This window comes from Janthinobacterium sp. GW460-12-1-14-LB5 (genome assembly GCF_059423585.1).
The window spans coordinates 173,324-192,535 of the sequence record NZ_JBWKYD010000002.1 but is presented as its reverse complement, the minus strand read 5'-3'; the positions used below and the strand labels follow the sequence as shown (position 1 = coordinate 192,535).

Annotated in this window: 13 protein-coding genes; 5 read left to right on the top strand and 8 right to left on the bottom strand. The window is 64.0% G+C overall.

Features of this window, described 5'->3' with window-relative positions; all coding sequences use genetic code 11:
- Positions 1–33: 33 nt before the first annotated feature.
- From dsdC to AC07X6_RS02545, 7 genes are all read right to left on the bottom strand, one after another.
- Positions 34–933, bottom strand: a complete 900-nt coding sequence (gene dsdC / locus AC07X6_RS02575) for a DNA-binding transcriptional regulator DsdC (RefSeq protein WP_494790002.1) — start codon at positions 931–933, stop codon at positions 34–36.
- A 20-nt stretch (positions 934–953) separates the two neighbouring features.
- Positions 954–2,285, bottom strand: a complete 1,332-nt coding sequence (dsdA, locus tag AC07X6_RS02570) for a D-serine ammonia-lyase (protein WP_494790001.1) — start codon at positions 2,283–2,285, stop codon at positions 954–956.
- A 112-nt stretch (positions 2,286–2,397) separates the two neighbouring features.
- A complete protein-coding gene (locus AC07X6_RS02565) occupies positions 2,398–2,835 on the bottom strand; it encodes a hypothetical protein (protein WP_474291002.1) in 438 nt (145 codons plus the stop codon).
- Between the two features lie 4 nt (positions 2,836–2,839).
- Positions 2,840–3,061, bottom strand: a complete 222-nt coding sequence (locus AC07X6_RS02560) for a hypothetical protein (RefSeq protein ID WP_494790000.1) — start codon at positions 3,059–3,061, stop codon at positions 2,840–2,842.
- A gap of 233 nt (positions 3,062–3,294) precedes the next feature.
- Complete coding sequence (locus AC07X6_RS02555; protein ID WP_494789999.1) at positions 3,295–5,382, bottom strand: TonB-dependent receptor; 2,088 nt, start codon at positions 5,380–5,382, stop codon at positions 3,295–3,297.
- A 98-nt stretch (positions 5,383–5,480) separates the two neighbouring features.
- Positions 5,481–5,876, bottom strand: a complete 396-nt coding sequence (locus AC07X6_RS02550) for a DUF2946 domain-containing protein (RefSeq protein WP_494789998.1) — start codon at positions 5,874–5,876, stop codon at positions 5,481–5,483.
- Positions 5,877–6,056: 180 nt separating this feature from the next.
- Positions 6,057–8,192: a TonB-dependent siderophore receptor gene (locus tag AC07X6_RS02545; protein ID WP_494789997.1), complete on the bottom strand. Its 2,136-nt coding sequence runs from the start codon at positions 8,190–8,192 to the stop codon at positions 6,057–6,059.
- Between the two features lie 255 nt (positions 8,193–8,447).
- Between AC07X6_RS02545 and AC07X6_RS02540 the strand changes: the two genes are divergently transcribed.
- A complete protein-coding gene (locus AC07X6_RS02540; RefSeq protein WP_494789996.1) occupies positions 8,448–11,918 on the top strand; it encodes a DUF748 domain-containing protein in 3,471 nt (1,156 codons plus the stop codon).
- Between the two features lie 21 nt (positions 11,919–11,939).
- Positions 11,940–13,031, top strand: coding sequence for a hypothetical protein (locus tag AC07X6_RS02535; protein WP_494789995.1), 1,092 nt, complete (start codon positions 11,940–11,942; stop codon positions 13,029–13,031).
- A 75-nt stretch (positions 13,032–13,106) separates the two neighbouring features.
- On the opposite strand, the gene AC07X6_RS02530 is transcribed toward AC07X6_RS02535, so the two are convergent.
- A complete protein-coding gene (locus AC07X6_RS02530; RefSeq protein WP_494789994.1) occupies positions 13,107–15,557 on the bottom strand; it encodes a membrane-bound PQQ-dependent dehydrogenase, glucose/quinate/shikimate family in 2,451 nt (816 codons plus the stop codon).
- 310 nt (positions 15,558–15,867) lie between these two features.
- On the opposite strand from AC07X6_RS02530, the gene AC07X6_RS02525 reads away from it, so the two are divergent.
- From AC07X6_RS02525 to AC07X6_RS02515, 3 genes are read left to right on the top strand one after another with little or no spacing between them, the layout of a single operon-like run.
- Positions 15,868–17,571 (top strand): methyl-accepting chemotaxis protein, encoded by a 1,704-nt coding sequence (locus AC07X6_RS02525; RefSeq protein WP_494789993.1) that lies wholly within the window; start codon positions 15,868–15,870, stop codon positions 17,569–17,571.
- A 49-nt stretch (positions 17,572–17,620) separates the two neighbouring features.
- Positions 17,621–18,259 (top strand): hypothetical protein, encoded by a 639-nt coding sequence (locus AC07X6_RS02520; protein WP_230538219.1) that lies wholly within the window; start codon positions 17,621–17,623, stop codon positions 18,257–18,259.
- A complete protein-coding gene (locus AC07X6_RS02515) occupies positions 18,256–19,170 on the top strand; it encodes an HDOD domain-containing protein (RefSeq protein ID WP_494789992.1) in 915 nt (304 codons plus the stop codon). Before AC07X6_RS02520 ends, AC07X6_RS02515 begins: the two co-directional genes overlap by 4 nt.
- The last annotated feature ends 42 nt before the right edge of the window (positions 19,171–19,212 follow it).

Sequence of the window (19,212 nt, the reverse complement as noted above, 5' to 3'; positions counted from 1 at the left end):
TTTCGTGCGCGTTTCAATGAGGGGCGCAGTGTATCAAATTGCCTGCCCCAGCAGCCAGTCGAACAAGGCCTGTACCCTGGCCGGCAGCGGCCGCGCGGCATGCACAAGGTAATACGCCTGCGGACTGGGCAAGCCGAAAGCGCCGAACGGCAGCACCAGCTGGCCGCTGGTGAGCCACGGCTGCACCAGCTGGCGCCGGCCCATGGCCACGCCCGCGTGGTGGATGGCCGCCTGCGCGCTCAGGTCGGCGCGGTCGAAACGCAGGCTGCGCGCGGGCAAGGTCACCTCGGGCGCCTGCCCGTCCAGCCACAGCCGCCACTCGGCGTCGGGCGCGCAGGCGGGCCAGGCCAGGGTATCGTGCAGCACAGTTGCGCCGGCCAGGTGTTGCGGCGCGTCAAACAGGCCATGTTCACGCGCATATTGCGGACTGCACACGGGCGCCAGCCATTCATCCATCAGCTTGCGCGAGGCCAGGCCGGGAAAGTGGCCGTCGCCATAGTGCAAGGCAAGGTCGACCTGACCGGCGCGAAAGTCCACGCTTTCATTGCCCACGCGCAAATCAAGCGACACGTCCGGAAACTGCGCGGCGAACCCTGCCAGGCGCGGCACCAGCCAGCACTGGGCGATGGACGGGCGCGCATGCACGGTGATGCTGCCCGCCAGCGCATCGCCGCCGGCCAGCGCCGCCTGCAAGCCGTCCCAGCCGATTTGCAGGGCGGCGAAGATGCGTTCGCCATCGGCCGTCAGCTTGACTTGCCGCGTCAGGCGCTGGAACAGCCGCAAGCCCAGGCTGCTTTCCAGCCGCGCGATGCGGTGGCTGACGGCGCTGGGCGTGAGCGCCAGTTCCTGCGCGGCCAGCGCGAAACTGGCATGGCGCGCCGCCACGAGAAAGGTGTGCAGGTTGGCGAACTGGCTGGCCGTCAGCGTGGACATGCGCGGCGCGCCGGCCGGCATCACGCGGCTCCGGCCGCCAGCTGCGCGCGGCCACGGGCCACGTAGGCCGCCATTTCCTGCGCCGGCACCATGCTGCCGCCCGTGCCCCACACCAGGTGCGTGGCCTGTGGCAGCGTTGCCTGGTATTGCGGCGCGGCCAGCACGGCAGGAATGCCGGCGAAACCGGCCACGGCCGACGGTTCCAGGCGCAAGCCTTGCGTTTGCTCAAGCGTCGCCAGCAAGCGGTACAGTTCTTCATCCGTGACGGTGGCGTAGCCGTCGATCAGCCGCTGCATGGCCCGGCCCACGAAGCCGGACGGGCGTCCCACGGCCAAGCCATCGGCGGCCGTCAGGTTGTCGATGCCGATTTCCTGCACGCTGATTCCCTCGTGCAAGCCTGTGTGCACGCCCAGCAACATGCACGGCGAATGGGTCGGCTCGACGAACACGCAGTGAACGGCATCGCCAAACGCCAGCTTCAAGCCAAACGCCACGCCGCCGGGGCCGCCACCCACGCCGCACGGCAGGTAGACGAACAGCGGATGCTGCGCATCGACCGCGACGCCGGCAGCGGCGAACTGGGCTTGCAGGCGCTGGCCCGCCACCGCGTAGCCGAGGAACAGATCGTGCGAGTTTTCATCGTCGACGAAGTGGCAGGTGGGGTCGCCCTCCGCCTGCTTGCGCCCCGCTTCCACGGCCACGCTGTAGTCGGTCGCGTATTCGACGACCGTGACGCCATGGCTGCGCAATTTATCCTTTTTCCACTGCCGCGCGTCGGCCGACATGTGCACGGTGGCGCGAAAGCCCAGGCGCGCGCTCATGATGCCGATCGACAATCCCAGATTGCCCGTGGAGCCGACGGCGACCGCATACTGGCCAAAGAAGGCGCGCACGGCGTCGCTGGCCAGCAGGCTGTAATCGTCGCCCTCCTTCAGCAAACCGGCATCGAGCGCCAGCGTTTCCGCGTGTTTCAGCACTTCATAGATGCCGCCGCGCGCCTTGATCGAGCCGGAAATGGGCAAATGGCTGTCTTGCTTGAGCCATAGCTGACCGTTCGTCATGCCTGACGCCAAACCCAGCGCCGCCTGCATGGCGGGCAACGGCACCACGGGCGACTCGATGACGCCGCCGCTGGCCTGCGTTTCCGGAAACGCCTTCGCCAGATACGGCGCAAAACGCGCCAGGCGCGCGCTGGCGTCGGCCACGTCGGACGCCGTCAAGCCCACGTCGTTCAAGGCCTCGGCCGCAGGCGCGATGGCGGGATTGAACCAGCTCAAGGGCTGCAAGGCCATCAATTCTGTAATCAGGGGAAATTTTTCGCGCAGCGCGGCGATGGCGGGAGTGGGCAGCATGGCAAGCTCGTGTAGGAACAAACCATGATTAGACCGCATCCTGGCGCCGCTGGCAAAGGATGCTTGATCAGGCAATGGGTGACGGGAGATCACCTGTCTTGCTGCAACAGAACTATTCGCCAGAAGCAAGCGCCCTGGATTTTCTGCTGCTCAAGAACGATGCGAAGAACACGGCTGGAAAACAGGCCAGCCAAAGATAGCATCCGGCACCGAAGCCCAGCACCGTGTAGGAACCATTATCACTAGGAATTATTTTAAGGCCGAAGGTTGTCAGTGCCAGCGCAAAGCCAAAAAAGGCGGCCACCATGGCGGCACTGGGCTTCTCTTTCGAAAAGTACATGGCAAAAATAAGCGGCGGATTGGCAAACCAGGCAAAACTGCCGGCCAACGGCCCTAACCATCCGAGCAATAATACGCCCCCACCGAGCAAGACTTCGTGGGAGTCCACGATTGCCGTTAAAAACAAGGATGCCACATACGCGACAACGGTTAGGGACAGCACGATGGCGGCGGCATCTTCGCCAAGCAGTTTGCGGGGGAAAATATCCATCCCCTTACGCTGCTGGCGGTACGGAACCCACTTCGTACCACACGCGCAGACCGCGCTCAACCTGGGATATCGACACCGCGCCCCTGGTTTCCGTGAGCGTTTCAATGTTAACAGGACGTACACCCGTTTTTGCCAGCCATTCATTGGCCAATACCAGCGCTCTGTCGATGCCGTCGGACAGAGGACTGCCCGACGTAGTAGAACGGAAATCTTTAAATGCGATCATGTACACCCTTTTTATCAGCCAGCACGCTGTCCACCGATAGCAACAAGCCTCGCTATCGCACCTGTGCGGCAAACGCCGAAAACGGGACGCCAGAAACAGGACACCATGCAGCATAACAAATTACCAAGAAGAAACATGCGCACATTGTCACGAGCACCTGGCTTTCGCCGACACGGCAAGTTCGGCAGGCGCCTTCCATAGCCCGCATCGGCATCTGGAAGGCGCCGTAGCTGTTAGAACTTCAGCTGCAGCCCCAGATCAATCGACCTGCCCTCGGCCGGCAACGCTTGCAGCGCGCCGCCGTTCGCCTTCAAGCCGGACAAGTACACGCCGCCCAGCGGGTCCGCATACGCGCGGTTGAACAGGTTGCTGACACCGGCGCTCAGGCTGGCCATCTTGTTCAATGCCACGCTGCTGCGCAGGTTGACGAGCGCATAGCCGCCCGTTTCCGGTTCGAAGCGCCGGGCATCGACCTTATCCTTGCGGGCCACGATCTTTGTTTCGATGCGGCTGCTCCAGGCGCCCAGCTTGTGCTCGACGGCCAGCAAGGCGTTGAACGGCATCATGCGGTACAAATCGCCGCCATCGCTGCGCTTGCCCCGCGTGTAAGCGGCGTTGCCCGTCGCCATGAAGCGGCCCCAGCGCGCGCTGCTGGCCAGCGGCAACTGCCAGGTCACATTCGCGCCGTACAATTTGGCGTCGTGGTTGGCAAAGCGCAGCAAATTGCCGTTCGCGCCCATTTTCATGTACGGGTGGAAAGACGCCAGCACGTCGACGTCGATGTAATTGTCGACCTTGCTGTAATAGGGATTAACGCGCAGGAACCAGCCCTCCTCGCCGCCGCCATGCCAGTCGGCCGTGAACGCCGCCGTGTACGCCGTCTCGGGTTTCAGGTCGATACTGCCCACATAGCCGTTGCCGTCGCCAAACCAGTTGGTCATGGTCATGGCCATCGAGCCGCGGCCCCACGAGTAGCGCTCGTACAGGTTGGGCGAGCGCACCTTGCGCGCCAGCGCGAATTCATAGCTGCTGGCAAGGTCCGGCGTGAAGGTGGCTTGCGCCGTGGCATCGATATTCGTGTCGCGCTGGCCGCGGCTGCGCGCATTGAAGGCTTTGGCAGCCATCAGATCCGGCATGTTCATCATGTTGGTGCCGTACGATTGCACGTCGCCCGCATCCATGCGCACGGATTCGCCGCGCACGCCCAGCACGCTCGTCCAGCGCGCAGCGTGGCGCGTTTCCAGTTCGCCGAACAGCACGGTGCGGTCGCGCTTGCCGTCATTGATGTTCAGGTAGGTGCGCGGCCCCATCATCATGGAACCGGGCACGGCTGGCCAGTAGTCGTCGAGGCGGAAGCCGTGCCACTCCTGGCCCAGGCGCAACTCGCCCGCCGCCGTCGGCAGGCTGGCCATCAAGGCATAACCGGTGTTGCGTCCATGCGTAATCATCGGCATCGAACCCTTGCGCTCGGGCGAGAAAAAGCCCATCTCATGGTCCGTCTGCTGCCAGTAGGCGCGCGCATCGAACACGCCCCAGGCAAACGTGCCCTGGTAGGCCAGGTTGGCAAACTGGCCATGGTTGTCCGTCATGTCCATATACTGGTTCGGGAAACCCTGGTACGGAATGTGCTGCACGCCGGCGCGCAGGGTCAGCTGCTGACCATCGCCCTTCGCCGCCAGCACGATGGCCTGGTTGACGCTTTCATACATGCTGGCCAGCACTTTATTGCCGTGGCCATCTTCATAGCTGTGACCGCGCGTGGTGGCGCCGCTGTAGCCGATGCTCAGCGTGTCGCTGGCGGCCGAGGCGTTCACGCTGGTCGCCACGCTGTTGTTGACGCTGCGCCCCGACACGGCGAAGCTGCCTTGCGTGAGCAGCCCCGCGCCGGGCTGTGCAAACACGGGCGCGTTCGATTGCACCTCGATGGTGCCGCCGATGCTGTCGCCGCCCGCGCTGACTTGCGTCACGCCGGCGATCAGGCGGATGCGCTGCACTTGTTGCGGATCAATGTAGGACAGCGGCGCATTCATATGATTGGCACAGGCGGACGTCAGTTCCATGCCATCGATGCGAATCTTGAGGCGGTCATCGGCAAAGCCATTGATGACTGGCAAGCCGGACACGCCGCCGCCTGCCGCCACGCTGTAGCCGGGCGTGCTGCTGAGCATCAGCGCCGTGTCGGCGGCGGGACGGTAGCCGTCGCCTATGGCCGTGACGATGACTTTCATCTCGGGCAAGACGGTGGTGCCTGCTTCATTGCGCGTTTGCGCCACGGCGGGCATGGCGATGGCGAGGGAAATCAAGAACGGTAAATGTTTCATGGTGCTGCTTTCAGATTCTGTATGGGTCAGACGAACGGCCGCAAGCGCAGCACAGCACATTGCCGCGCGGCGCAAGGCAGTTCAGGATAAGGGACAGGTCAGAAAGCGGCGGGCGGGCCACGGGGCTGGACAGGCGTCCAGGCGAACAGCGGTGTGGCGGATTGGTAGAACAGTTCGGGCAGCAAGCCCGTGATGAGCTCGCCTGACGCGAGCACGAGCAAGGTGGGCGGTATCGACAAGGTGTCGGCATGCATGCTGCAGCACGGGCAGTCGCCCATGCGCATGCTGCCCTTGGAAGTATCAGGCGCGTCAGTGGACAATGTTGCGGGCAACATATTCATGCCGCCCGCCACCGAGCAGATTTCCAGGCTGGGCACGGCCAGGCCGCTGGCGACCGTCAGCGCGCGCGACACCGTAGGGGCGAGCGTGGCCAGGAAGATGGCGATACACGCGATCCACAGGACGATGCTGGCCTTGCTTTTGCTGATGAACATGGCAACATTGTATCAGGGCAAGGCCCCTGCGCACAGGGAGCAGGTCAAGCCTTGCTTACAACGCCTAACAAAACCGTAGCGAGCGGAAGGGAGCTGTGGCTGAGAAGCGGAACTGTGCTTGAGCACAGTGAGCATCGCAGGCCGCAGATCACGACGCGCAGTAGGTTTTGATAGGCGTTCTTACAAATCCACCTTCATCGACAGCTTAATGGCGCGCGGCGCACCGGACGCCAGACGCGTGCCGGCGCCGGCCCAGTAGCGCTTGTCGGCAAGATTTTCCACGTTCAGCTGCCACACGACGGCCTTGTCCAGCACGCGGCTCGCATAGCGGGCGCCCGCGCTGAACAGGCTCACGCCGCCGAGGAAGGCCTGGTTCAGGTCGTTGACGGGACGCGCGCTGTAATAATACGCGCCGCCGTTGACGGACAGGCCAGGCACGGCGTCGAAGGCGTAGGCGAGGAAGGCGCTGGCCGTGCGTTTCGACGCGTTTTCCGGCGCCTTGCCGTTGTAGTCGGCGTTGATGTTGGCGAACCTGGGGTCGAGCAGCTGGGCCGACGTTTGCCACGACAGCTGGCGCGTCAGTTTGCCTTGCGTCGAGATTTCCAGGCCGCGATAGCGCTGTTCGCCATCCGACGTAAATATATTGCTGGCATTCGTGTAGTAGCCGGGGCGCGTGATGTCGAACAGCGCGGCCGACAGCAAGGTGCCGCCCGGCGTCAGCCAGCGCGCACCGAGTTCCTTTTGTTTGCTGACACCGGGCGCCATCTTGACGCCCTGGTTGACGGTGCCCGTCGGGCCAGTTTCTCCCTCTTCCAGCCCCCGCGCCGTCGAGGCGTAGAACGACAGTTCTGGCGTGGCCTTGTAGATCAGCGAGGCCATCGGCGTCGTCTTGCTGACGTCGTAGTGGCTGGCGCCCTGGTCGCTTTGATAACTGCTGCGGCGCATGCCGATGACGCTTTGCCATTGCGGGCTGAAGACCATGCGGTCGAGCGCGTACAAGCCCGTGTCGCGCGTCTCCAGCGCGGCCGTCGTGGGCGCCGTTGGCTTGGGACCGAACACGACATTCGTCACGGGCACGGGCTGGTACAGGTTTTGCGCCGCGATCGTATAGTTGCTCTGGTAGATAGGATCCTGGGATTTGTCCGTGCGCGAGGCGCCCAGGGTCAGTTCGTGGGCAATCAAACCCGTATTGAAATTGCCGGCCAGTTCCGCGCGCAGCAAATCCGACGCCGTCACGCTGTGCTGGATATTCCCCGTGATGCGGCCCGCGCCCGTGGCCAGCGCGGCCGCGTTGTTCAGGCGAAAGATGGCCAGGCGGCGGTCGCGCGCCGTTTCCGAGTGGCCCGCCTCCACCGTCAGGGCCCAGCCGTCCGTGATGGCGTAGTCGGCGCGCAATTGCGCGTTTTTCGTCTGCGCCTCGAAATTCGACCAGTCCGGGCCGATCAGCTGGCGCGGGTCGACGGCGCGCGGCAGGCTGATCACGCCTTTCACGGCGGCCGGCAAGGCCACGCCCGCCTGTTCCGTCACCTTGCGGCGGTCGTATTCCAGGTCGGCCTTCAGCAGCAGTTTATTTGTCACGCGCCAGTCCAGCGCGGTGGAGAGAAAGCTGCGGTTGCCATTGCCGACATGATCGAGGTAGGAACCCAGGGTGCCGCCGGCGGCGTTGATGCGCACGCCGAATTCCTGCTGCGCGCCAAAGCGGCGGCCCACGTCGACATTCGCCACGGCGCTGCCGCGGTCGTCAAGGACCAGGCCCATGCTGGTGACGGGCTGGCTGCCAGCCCGCTTGGTGACGAAGTTGACGACGCCGGCCGGCGACGTAAAACCGTAGTACAGGGCCGAAGCCCCCTTCAGCACTTCCACCCGCTCCTTGTTTTCCATGGGCACTTGCGAGAAGTTCATGATGGGCATGGAGCCGTTGAGGCGGTAATTCGTGCGGTTTTCCACGGCGATGCCGCGGATGACCAGCTGATCCCACGTTTCGCCGCCGTTTTGCTGGCGCGTCACGCCTGCCGTATTGCGCACGGCGTCGTACAGGCCGGACACGGCTTGCTGTTCCAGCAATGCGCGCGTGATCACGTTGACAGTCGAGGGCACGTCCATGATGCTGGCGCCGCGAAAGCTGCCCGCTTCCGTGGTCACGGGCACCAGGCCTTGCGCGCGGGCACCCGTCACTTGCACGGCTTGCATGACTTTCTCATCGCCAGCCGTCAAGTCATCCTGGCCGCTGGCGGCATGGGCCGCATGGGAAGCAAAGGCCAGCGACAGGGCGGCGGCGACTGGAAGTAAGCGGGTACGGGGAGAAACGACAGGCATGACATCGGGCTTTCAATGAGAAAATATGTACGAATGGAAACTTACGGTTAGCGGGCATGATACCGATAATGAGAATCATTATCAAGTAAGAGTGAGTTTGTGTGAGTTTGTGTGAGTTTTACAGAAGAAACAAGGCCACCGTGGCGCCTGTTGTCACTTGAACACGTTTGAATTTTGCAGACGAGGCCGCAAAGAGGCATACTGACAGTCACGGCGCCCAAGATGCGCCGCCCAACAAGATCAAAAGGTAAGTTCGTGAACACAATCGACAACAAAAGCGTGCAGACGAAAACATTTCGCTGGAAACGCTGGCAGCGCTGGGCCCTTGGCACCGGCTGCGCCCTCGCCGCCTACAGCGCGGCCGGCTTCTGGCTGGTGCCCTACGTCATCAAGAATCAGTTGCCCAAATTTGCAGAAAAAGAACTGGCGCGCCAGGCCAGCATAAGCTCCGTACGCTTCAATCCGTTTACCCTGCGCCTGGAAGCGGACCAGATCGCTTTCAAGGAGGCGGCCAGCGCGGATGGCCAGAGCGGTGCGCCGCTGCTGTCCATCGGCGCCCTGGCCGTGCAGCTGGAATGGAAATCCATCGTGCGCCGCGCCTGGAGCCTGGCGGAAATCCGCATCACGGCGCCGCAGGCGCAGCTGACCATCACGCCGGATGGCAAGTTCAACCTGGCCGAAGTGCTGGCCACCTGGCAACGCAATCATCCAGAAAAGAGCGACGGCGGCATGCCGCGCCTCGTCATCGGCCACTTTGCGCTGGAACAAGGTAAAGTGGACTGGCAAGACCAGAAGGCGGGCTATGCGGATAACTTCACGCCGATCAACTTTACGCTCGACAATATCTCGACCCTGCCCGACGCCAACGGCAGCTACAGCCTCAGCGCCGATGCGGCGCGCGGCGGCAAGCTGCACTGGCGCGGCACGGCCTCCCTCAGCCCGATTCGCGGCGAAGGCGAACTGATACTGAACGACGCTGCCCTGCCCGGCCTGGCCGCGTATTTGAAGGCGTACACGCGCGCGACGGTGGCCAGCGGCAAGCTGTCGGCGCGCCTTCCCTACGCCTTTTCCTATGCCGACGGCACGCTGCAAGCGACCGTCAAGGGCGCGGGCCTGGCCTTGCGCGACCTGGCGCTGGTGCAAGATGGCAAGGGCGCGCCATTTACATCGCTGGACACCCTGGGCATCGCCGGCGTGAACGTGGATCTGGCGCGCCAGAACGTCACGGTGGATAAAATCAATCTGTACGGCGGCAAGGTGGCCGTGCGGCGCAACAGCAAGGGCGAGATCGACGTGGCGAACCTGATGCTGCCGGGCAATCCCGCCCCCGCAGCATCGGCCGCCGCCGCGCCAGCCAAACCTGGCAAGTGGAAGGTGGATTTAAAACAGCTGGCGCTGGCCAATGTGGACGTGTCCGCCATCGATGAAACCGTCTCGCCCGCCCTGCAACTGAGCGCCAGACAGTTGCAACTGCAGCTTCAGCTGGGCTTGCAGCAAGGGCCAGCGGGCATGGCTACCGTGATCGACGGCGCGAATTTCAGCCTGGCCGATCTGGCCATGCAACGCGGCACGCAAACGCCGTTCAAGCTGGCCCAGCTGGGCTTTACGGAAGGCAAGATCGACCTGGCCGCGCATACCGTGCACGTGGGCGCCGTGACGGCCAGCGGCGCGCAGATCGACCTGGCGCGCAACCGCCAGGGAGAGTTTGCGATTGCGCAAAAGCTGCCCGTGTTTGCCTCCAGCAAGGCCGACGCAGGCAAGGAAACCGCTTCCGCGCCGTGGTCCACCCAGGTAGACAAGGTAGAACTGAGCAAGTTCGGCGCCCGTTTCGACGATGCGGGCACGGGCATCAAGGGCACGCTGCAGGACGCGCGCCTGTCGCTGCACAAGGTCAGCAACGATATGAAGCAGGCGCTGCCGTTCGAGCTGGGCGTGGGCCTGCGCGAAGGCGGAGTGTTGACGGCCAACGGCAAGTTCGTGCCGGGCACGGGCGCCGTCGATGCGCAGCTGAATTTGAAACAGCTGACCCTGGCGCCCGTGCAACCCTTGCTGGCGCAGCATGTAAAGCTCAAGCTGGCGGGCGGCACCCTCTCCGGCAGCGGCCGCCTGACGACGGGCGGCGGCGCGCCGAAAGCGCCCAAAGTGCGCTATGAGGGCGGCGTGGATATCGCCGGCCTCGTGCTCAATGAAACGGATGGCAAGCGTTTTGCCTCATGGAAAAGCGTGCGCGCCGACAAGCTGACGGCCAGCGTGGGCCCCGATTTTGTCGACATCCCCGAGCTGCGCGTGGTCGAACCGAACGCCCAGCTGATCATCGAAAACGACCGCAGCCTGAACGCGCAGCGCCTGCTGGTGAAACCGCCCGAGCCTGCCACGGCGCCCTCCCCGGCTCCTGCGACCGCCACTGCGCAGGCGGCCGACGCCGCCTTCCCCGTGCGCGTACGCCGCGTGCGCCTGCAGAATGCCAAGCTGGACTTTGCCGACCTCAGCCTGCGGCCCCAGTTTGCGGCGAAAATCTATGAATTGAACGGCGTCGTCACGGGCCTGTCGACGAAACGCGATGCGCGCAGCCAGATCGAACTCGATGGCCGCATCGACGAATTCGGCCTGGCCCGCGTGCGCGGACAATTAAATCCCTTCGCCCCGACCGACAACACGGACTTGAACGTCGTCTTCAAGAACGTCGACATGGTCTCCGCCTCGCCGTACACGATGAAGTTCGCCGGATACAAGGTGGCCGAAGGCAAGATTTCGCTGGACTTGCAATACAAGGTGCGCAACCGCCAGCTCGACGGCACCAACCAGATCGTGCTCGACAAGCTGACCCTGGGCGAGCGCATCGACAGCCCGGACGCCTTGAAGCTGCCTTTGGAACTGGCGCTGGCCATCCTCAAGGACAGCGACGGGCGCATCGACCTGGGCTTGCCCGTGTCGGGCGACATGAACGACCCGCAATTCAGCTACGGCGCGCTGATCTGGAAAGCCGTGGGCAATGTGCTGACCAAGATCGTCACGGCGCCGTTCCGCGCGCTGGGCAACTTGCTGGGCATCAGCGCCGACAAGCTGGAAGCCATCGATTTCGATGCGGGCAGCGCCGTGCTGCTGCCGCCCGAACGGGAAAAGCTCAAGCAGGTGGCGCAGATCCTCGCCAAGCGCGAACAGCTGAAGCTGGCCGTGCCGGGCCAGTACAGCGACACGGACGGGGCCGCCCTGCGCGCCCAGGCCGTGCGCCGCGCCGTCGCCGCCAAGGCCGGCATCAAACTGGAAGCGGGCGAAGAACCGGGACCGCTGAACCTAGGCGAACGCAAGATACGGGGCGCCCTGCGCGAGCTGTACGCGGAACGCTTCGGCAAGGCCGAGCTGGACAAGCAGAAGAAGGCGGCGGAATCGGCCGTACCAGCCACAGCGGCGGCATCCGCCGTTGCCTCCGCTCCGGCAACGGCCAAGATCCCCGTCCTGCAGCGCCTGGGCAAGCTGATCGAGGGCGAACCGCAAGTGGCCGACACGGGCACTTTCTATAACGGCTTGCGCGAGCAGCTGGAAGCCAGGCAAGCCCTGCCTGCCGACGCCTTGAGCAAGCTGGGCGCCCAGCGCAGCGCGGCCATCCTGGCGGCCCTGCAGCAGGACGGCACGCCGGCGGCCAGGGTCAGCGCGGGTGCGCCGGAAAAAACGGAGGCCGTACCGGGCAAGCCGGTGGGCTTGAAACTGGGATTGGCGGCACAATAAAATACGGAGAGCATCAGACGCATGAAAAACCTCGACAAAGTAGCGCCCTATACATCGTCTGTCACGCAGGGCGACTGGGGCACAATGACAACACTGCTTGCTGAAACAGCCGTATCAGCCAAAGACAGCATCTCCTTTGCTGAAAAGACGCTGCTGGCTAATTACGTCTACGAAAAAAATGGCACCTACAAGCTGATATATACGACTGTCGGGATGGATGGCAGTATTGAAAACTACGTCGAGGATGACGGCATCTTGCCGACACTGTTCCTGAGTCCGGATCAGGAAAATTATGTTTCCGTCATTCCCTATCATTCTGATAAAGAACTGGAAATCAGCATTCCCGTCTTTCATCGTGAAGATGTGGAATTACCAAAGGGTAACCGTCCATGTACAGGAGACTTCATTGGAACGACGGACTCACATTCGATATTTCACGATGTGGATTTTGACGATAAGAAACCGGACAAAATCCTGGCCATCGAGTTTATCAATGGGAAGCTGAAGAAGAAACACAATAGCAAGATCCCCTTGCCCGCAAATAACCGCATTGCCATTTGCAACAAGGCGATCCACTTGCTGGCCAATGACGGCAGCATCCTGCTGCACCGGGAGATCGATGAAAAAGGCAACGTCACGCGCTCGCGGGAGATGGAGGCGAAGGATATCCCGGTTTTGCAGATATTAAGCGCCTCCTTCGACAAGGATTCTTATCTGCTGGCGCAAGAAAACGATAAAATCATTATCGAAAAAATAGCTGCGTCCGGGGCAAGCGAGATCATCGAATTGGCGGACTTTGCCGACCCGCTGTTCAATACATGGCTGCCAGTCGACATCGCTGACGACACTTTCGTCACGCGCTTCAATACCGAGTTTGGAAACGGCTGGCTGACCACGCAAAATGATAAATTACTGGAAATATTCTATAGCAAAGGCGTGCAAGGCTACCGGAACCTGCTGACCAACGAGGTTCTGTCGATACCCGCTGACAAATTGATCATTTCCAGCATCAACAAGACCACGGAGCGTGCTTATGCGGTCGTGCTCTACCCGCTGGCGGACGATACCGCGGATAATGCCGAACTCATCATCTTGAATCGCCGCTTGCCATAGCGTCGGGGCCCTTATGGCGGCGCATCCGCGGCATGGCCAGACCATGCCGCGGATGCGCTTCACTTACTTTTCTTCTTACTTCCCTTTCCCCGCCCCCTTCACCGCCTCGTCCGGCAAGGCGAACGCCACCAGGCTGTCACCCATCTTCGTGCCCAGGGAGCCATGGCCGCCGGCCATGACGACGACATATTGCTTGCCCGTCTTGTCGGAGACATAACTCATCGGCGTGGCCTGGCCGCCGGCCGGCAGGCGGGCTTTCCAGACGGTTTTGCCATTGCGCACGTCGTAGCCGCGGATGTAGTAATCGAGCGTGCTGCTGAGAAATGCCACGCCGCCGCCCGTCGTGCTCATGCCGCCCAGGCTGGGCACGCCCAGCGGCAAGGCGATGGGCACGGGGGCGCTGTCCATGGTCGTGCCGTTCTTGTGCATCCAGACTTTTTTCATGGTGCGCAAGTCGACAGCGGCCACATAGCCCCACGGCGGCGCCTGGCATGGAAAGCCCAGCGGCGACAGGAAGGGCTTGATTTCCACGGCGAACGGCACGCCCGTCTGCGGCTGCAAGCCCATTTCCGTGCCCGTGCCGCCCGGCGCATTGGCTTGCGCGCGCGGCACCAGCCGCTCCAGAAAGCCCATGTAGTCGGGATTGACCAGCAGCAACTGGCGCACGGGATCGACGGCCGCCCCGCCCCACTCGAAGATGCCGAGCGGACCGGGCGAGATGATGGCGCCCTTGATCTTGCCTTCGGCCACCGTTTGCGGCGTGAACGGCCCCTCGTAGCGGTGCTGGCGGAAGATGATGCGGCACGCCAGCTGGTCGAACGGCGTCGTGCCCCACATATCCGTTTCGCTGATGTGTTTCTCGGGCAAGAAAGTGAGTGCCGAGAACGGCTGCGTGGGCGACAGGCGGTCGCCGGGGGCCGCGTTGGCGGTCGGCACGGGTTTTTCCGGCGCCGGCACGACCAGGCTGCCGTCGCGCCGGTCGATCACGTAGATGTCGCCCCGTTTCGTCGTGGCGACGACCGATGGGACTTTGCCTTTCGGCGTGTCGATGTCGACCAGGGTGGGCTGGCCGCCGATATCCATGTCCCAGATATCATGGTGCACGGTCTGGTAGACCCAGCGCACTTTCCCCGTGGCAAGATCGAGCGCGACGATGGCGCTGTTGTACTTTTCACCATTCGGGTTGCGCTTGCCGCCCCACGTGTCCGGCGTTTCATTGCCCATCGGCACGTACACCATGCCCAGCTTTTCATCCACGCTGGAGACGCCCCAGGAATTGGGCGAGTTGTTCGTATAGGTCTTGCCATCGGCGATGGGTGCCGTGTCGTCCGGGTTTGAGGCATCCCAGTTCCACATCAGCTTGCCGGTGACGGGATCGTAGCCGCGGATCACGCCTGACGGTTCTTCCGTGGAAAAGTTATCGGTCACGCTGGCGGCCATCACCACCACGTTCTGCGCCACGGCCGGCGGCGACGTCGGCATCAGAAAGCCCCGTTTCTTCATGCCCATGCCGTGGTACAGGCCGATCACCCCGTTTTCGCCAAAGCTCTTGCACGCTTCGCCCGTATCGGCATTGACGGCGATCAGGGTCGCATCCATGGTGGGGGCGAAGATGCGGCGCGGGCACTCCATGCCGGCCGCCTCGGGCGCAGGGTCGCCCTTGGCGCGGCCCGCGTTGACGTCCCAGTAGGCGACGCCGCGGCAGATCATGTGCTGGTAGCTGGACGCGTCGCGGTTGATCTTCGGATCGTGGCGCCACAGCTCCTTGCCCGTGTCCGGATCGAGCGCGATGACGATGTTATGCGGCGTGCACAGGTACAGCATGCCGTTCACTTTCAGGGGCGTGACTTCATTGGCGATCTCGCCCGGATCGTTCGGCCCCTTGAAGTCGCCCGTGTGGTAGACCCACGCCTGTTGCAGCTGCGCGGCGTTGGCCGGCGTGATCTGCGCGGCCGGCGCGTAGCGGTCGCCATAGCCGGAGCGGCCATACGCGGCCCAGTCGTTGGGCGCCACGCCGGGCGCGTAGTCGCCCTGCGGCGCGGCTGCCATGTTCTCGGCCAGCACTTCGCCGTGCAAGGTGTAGTAATCCTGGAACAGGGAAAAGATAGCCACGGCGGCCGTCAGCAGCACGGCCGCCGTCAGGGCGCTCTTGCCCGCGTCGCGCGGTTTGGCGCCGTGGATCAGGGCCGGCGCCAGACGGCGGTCGACGAACGGCAGCAGCAGCCAGACGGCGGCGGCAAACCAGATATCGAGGCGCGGCAGCAATTGCCACCAGTCGAACTTTACTTCGATGACGGACCAGATCAGGGTGGCAAACAGCAGCAGCGCGAGGAAAAGCTGGGCGCTGCGCCGCCCCTTCCCCACGAGCGCGCCCGCGACGAGCATGCCGATGCCGGCCACCACGTAATACCAGGAACCGCCGAGGCTGACGAGCCAGGCGCCGCCGCCAGCGAGCGCCAGTCCAAGCAGGATAAAGACGACTGCGGTAATGACTAACAAGGGTCCAGGCCGGGTAGAGGCAGTCATGATGCTCCTTTGCAAGGGTAAGTCGGCGGCACGCGCCAGCGCACCGAATTGACGGCGATCAATGCAATTTCATTTTTTCACCAATCGGCAAAGCGTGGCACACGCGAGAGCGCGCGCCGCGTGCCGTGTGGCTTTTTATACACGAACTGACCGTCAAGCCAGATACAGCAGTGTGATTTTGATGAAAATCATTGAATAAAATAAATCAACAACAAATTTCTCGAATAAAACATATTTTTATCGTAGAATGGAAAAAACATCGAAAACAAGCACTTTTCGTGAATTTCACTTCATTGGAGCGGTCCCCATCATGACTATTGCCAAACGCCTGTACTTATTGATCCTTGCCGTCGTCCTGGGATTGGCCGCCCTGACGGGCTTTGGCATCTACCAGATGAATCGCGTGTACACGGCGGCCAGCTATGCCACCGTCAACACCGTTCCCAGCCTGCTGACCCTGAACCAGGCTTTCGTGCCGTTCGCACAGATGCGCACGGCCGTCTGGCAACACATGGCCAGCAAGGATGCCGCCAGGCGCGACGCCCTGGAAGCGGGCATCAAGGAAGCGCGCGCGGCAGTCGGCCAGGCGCTCGACAAGTATGAAAAAGAAAACCTTTCCGATGAGCAAGATAAAGCACTGCTGGCCGCGGACCGCGCCGTGCTGCAGCACTACGACGCCGTACGCGACAAGGTACTGGCACTGTCGAAGGCGGGAGAACTCGACGCGGCGCGCGACTTTCTGATGCAGAGCCAGCCCGTCATCAAGGAACTGGTCGATGCCCTCGCCGCCCACCACCGCTACAACGAAAGCCTGGCCACCAGGGGAGCCGCCGAGGGCGCCGCCACCGCGGCCAGCGCGCGCTGGATTTCGCTCGGCCTGGCCCTGGCCGTGACGGCGCTGGTGGCCGGCATGGGCCTGCTGCTGGCGCGGCGCATCGCCTCTTCGCTCGAGAGCGCCATCGGCGTGGCCCGCACCATCGCCGGCGGCGACCTCAGCGCACAAATCAGCGCCACCTCGAACGACGAGGTGGGCCAGCTGATGAACGCCATGGCGGAGATGAGCGGGAGCCTGGTGCGCATCGTGTCCGAAGTGCGCTCCGGCACGGACACCATCAGCACCGCGTCGGGTGAGATCGCAATGGGCAACCTGGACCTGTCGGCGCGCACGGAACAACAGGCCGGCTCGCTGGAAGAAACCGCCTCGGCCATGGAAGAACTGACGGCCACCGTGCGGCAGAACGCGGACAATGCCCGCCAGGCCCAGCAAATGGCGGTCAGCGCTTCGGACAAGGCGCAACGGGGCGGCCAGGTGATGAACGACGTCATCCGCACCATGGAAGCGATCGACAGTGCGTCCAACAAGATCGCCGACATCATCGGCGTCATCGACGGCATCGCCTTCCAGACGAATATCCTGGCCCTGAATGCGGCCGTGGAAGCGGCGCGCGCCGGGGAACAGGGGCGCGGCTTTGCCGTCGTGGCGACCGAAGTGCGCAACCTGGCGCACCGTTCGGCGGCGGCAGCCAAGGAAATCAAGACACTCATCGGCGACTCCGTGCAACAGGTGGGACAAGGCGGCAAGCTGGTCCGGCAGGCCGGCGAGGCCATGACGGAAGTGGTCGACACGGTGCGCAGCGTCACCGACATCGTCAGCGAAATCTCGGCCGCCAGCGTGGAACAAAGCACGGGCATCGAGGAAATCAACCGCGCCATCACGCAAATGGATGAAGTCACGCAGCAGAATGCGGCCCTGGTCGAAGAGGCGGCGGCGGCATCGCAATCGCTGCAGGAGCAGGCGGGCATCCTGGCCGGCGTGGTGGGGACCTTCAAGCTGGCGCACGGGCAAGCCGGCGCGGCGGCCCGGCCAGCGCCGCCTCAAGCGCCCCGCGCGCCTGCCGCCCCGCGGCCGGCACAGCGCAAGGCGTCGCTCAAACTGGTCGCCACGCCTGCCCCGGGCCAGTCCAAGGGCACGGCCCCGGCGGTGGCCGACTCCGGCGACTGGGAAGTATTTTAGGTCTGCCATCACGCAAGATAACAAGCATCGTCCGTACTGGAGCACTGTCATGAACGCCTTACTCTCCATCCACCCCTTCCTTCGCTGCGAAGACCTCTCGCTGATGCGCCCGGCGCTGGCGCTGGCGGGCCTGCTGTTGCTGCTGGCCGCCCTGCTCTGGCGCCGTACCCGCTGGCGCCATGCCGGCCGCGCGCCGGCCGCAGGCGGCACGCCGCCCGATCTGCATCAGCTGCTGCAAACGCGCAAAGCGGCCCCGCCGGCCAAGGCGGCTGACAGCGCACCGCCGCCGGCGCCCAGGGCAGCGGACACGCCGCCCTTCGAGGCGGCCCGGCTCGACGCGATGTTCGGTTACGACCGGCGCCTGCAGGGCGAGATCCTGGCCCTGTTCGTGGCCGAGACGCGCGACCGCCTGGCCGGCATCGCCCATGCGCTGCGCTGCGAGCGGGCCGCCCCCGCACGCGTGCTGGCGCAGGAAATTCTCGACGGCAGCCAGGCCATGGGACTGCTTCCCTTGCAGGCGCTGGCGCGCCAGGCCGTGCATGCGGGCTTCTCCAACGATATCGGCGCGCTGCGCCTCCTGCATGCGGATCTGCTGATGGCGCTCGATGCGCTGTCGCAAGCCGTCACGGCCCTGCAAACGGGCACGGCGCAAGCCGATGACTATAGCGACATCGGGAGCCGGCCATGAGCGCGCACATCGACCTGGCAGGCTTGCTCGGCGGCGCCATCCTGCCTTCGCCCGCCTGGCGCCAGCACTGGCTGGCGAGCCGCTGCCAGCAGCAGGTTCCGCTCGATGAGCTCGCCGAACAGATAGGCTGCGATCCGGCCCTGACCGGCAAGGTCATCGGCCTGGCGAATGCCGGCGTGCCACCGGGCGAACGCATGCATGCTGCAGTCAACGCCGCGCTGCTGGAGGCCATCGGCCTGCCCGCCCTGCGCGAGGCGATCGCCGCCCCGGCCCCGCCAGCGGCCACCTGCGCGCATTTCGACGCGCAGCGCTTCTGGTCGCACTCGCTGGCCATGGCGTGCGCCGCCCGCGTGGCGGGCGACGCGCTGCAGCTGGCGCCGGCCGATGAGCTGTACAGCTGCGGCTTGCTGGCCAACTGCGGCCAGCTGGCCCTGGCCACCTTGCATCCGCAGGAATATGGACAACTGCTGGCCCAGCATGGCGACGCTGCCGGCGCCCGGCTGCTGTGCGCGGAGTCGCGGCGCTTCGGCCACCACCGGCTGGCCCTGTCGGCCAGCCTCATGCGGGGCTGGGGCATGCCGGAGATCCTGTGCGACGCCGTGCGCTGCCATGCCGCGCCGCCCGGCTTCGGGCGTGCCGGGCACATGACGGACCTGGCCTGGCTGCTGAAGCTGGCCAGCAGTTTCGCCGACTTGATACTGCACAATGGTGCGGGGCCGCGCGGGCCGGCCCTGGCCGCTGCGCGGGTACTGGGCCTGGACGCAGAACACATGGAAACCCTGCTACGCCACAGCAACGCCGAGTGGAGCGAATGGCGCGAGATCCTGGCAGCGCCCGCCCATGTCGCCACTTGCCGCACGCGCACCAGGCCCCGGCCCGCCACCGGCCAGGTTTTTAGTGAATTCATCTAATTCGTTGAAATTGATTTTTTGAGCGCGATTGCGTATCATTCC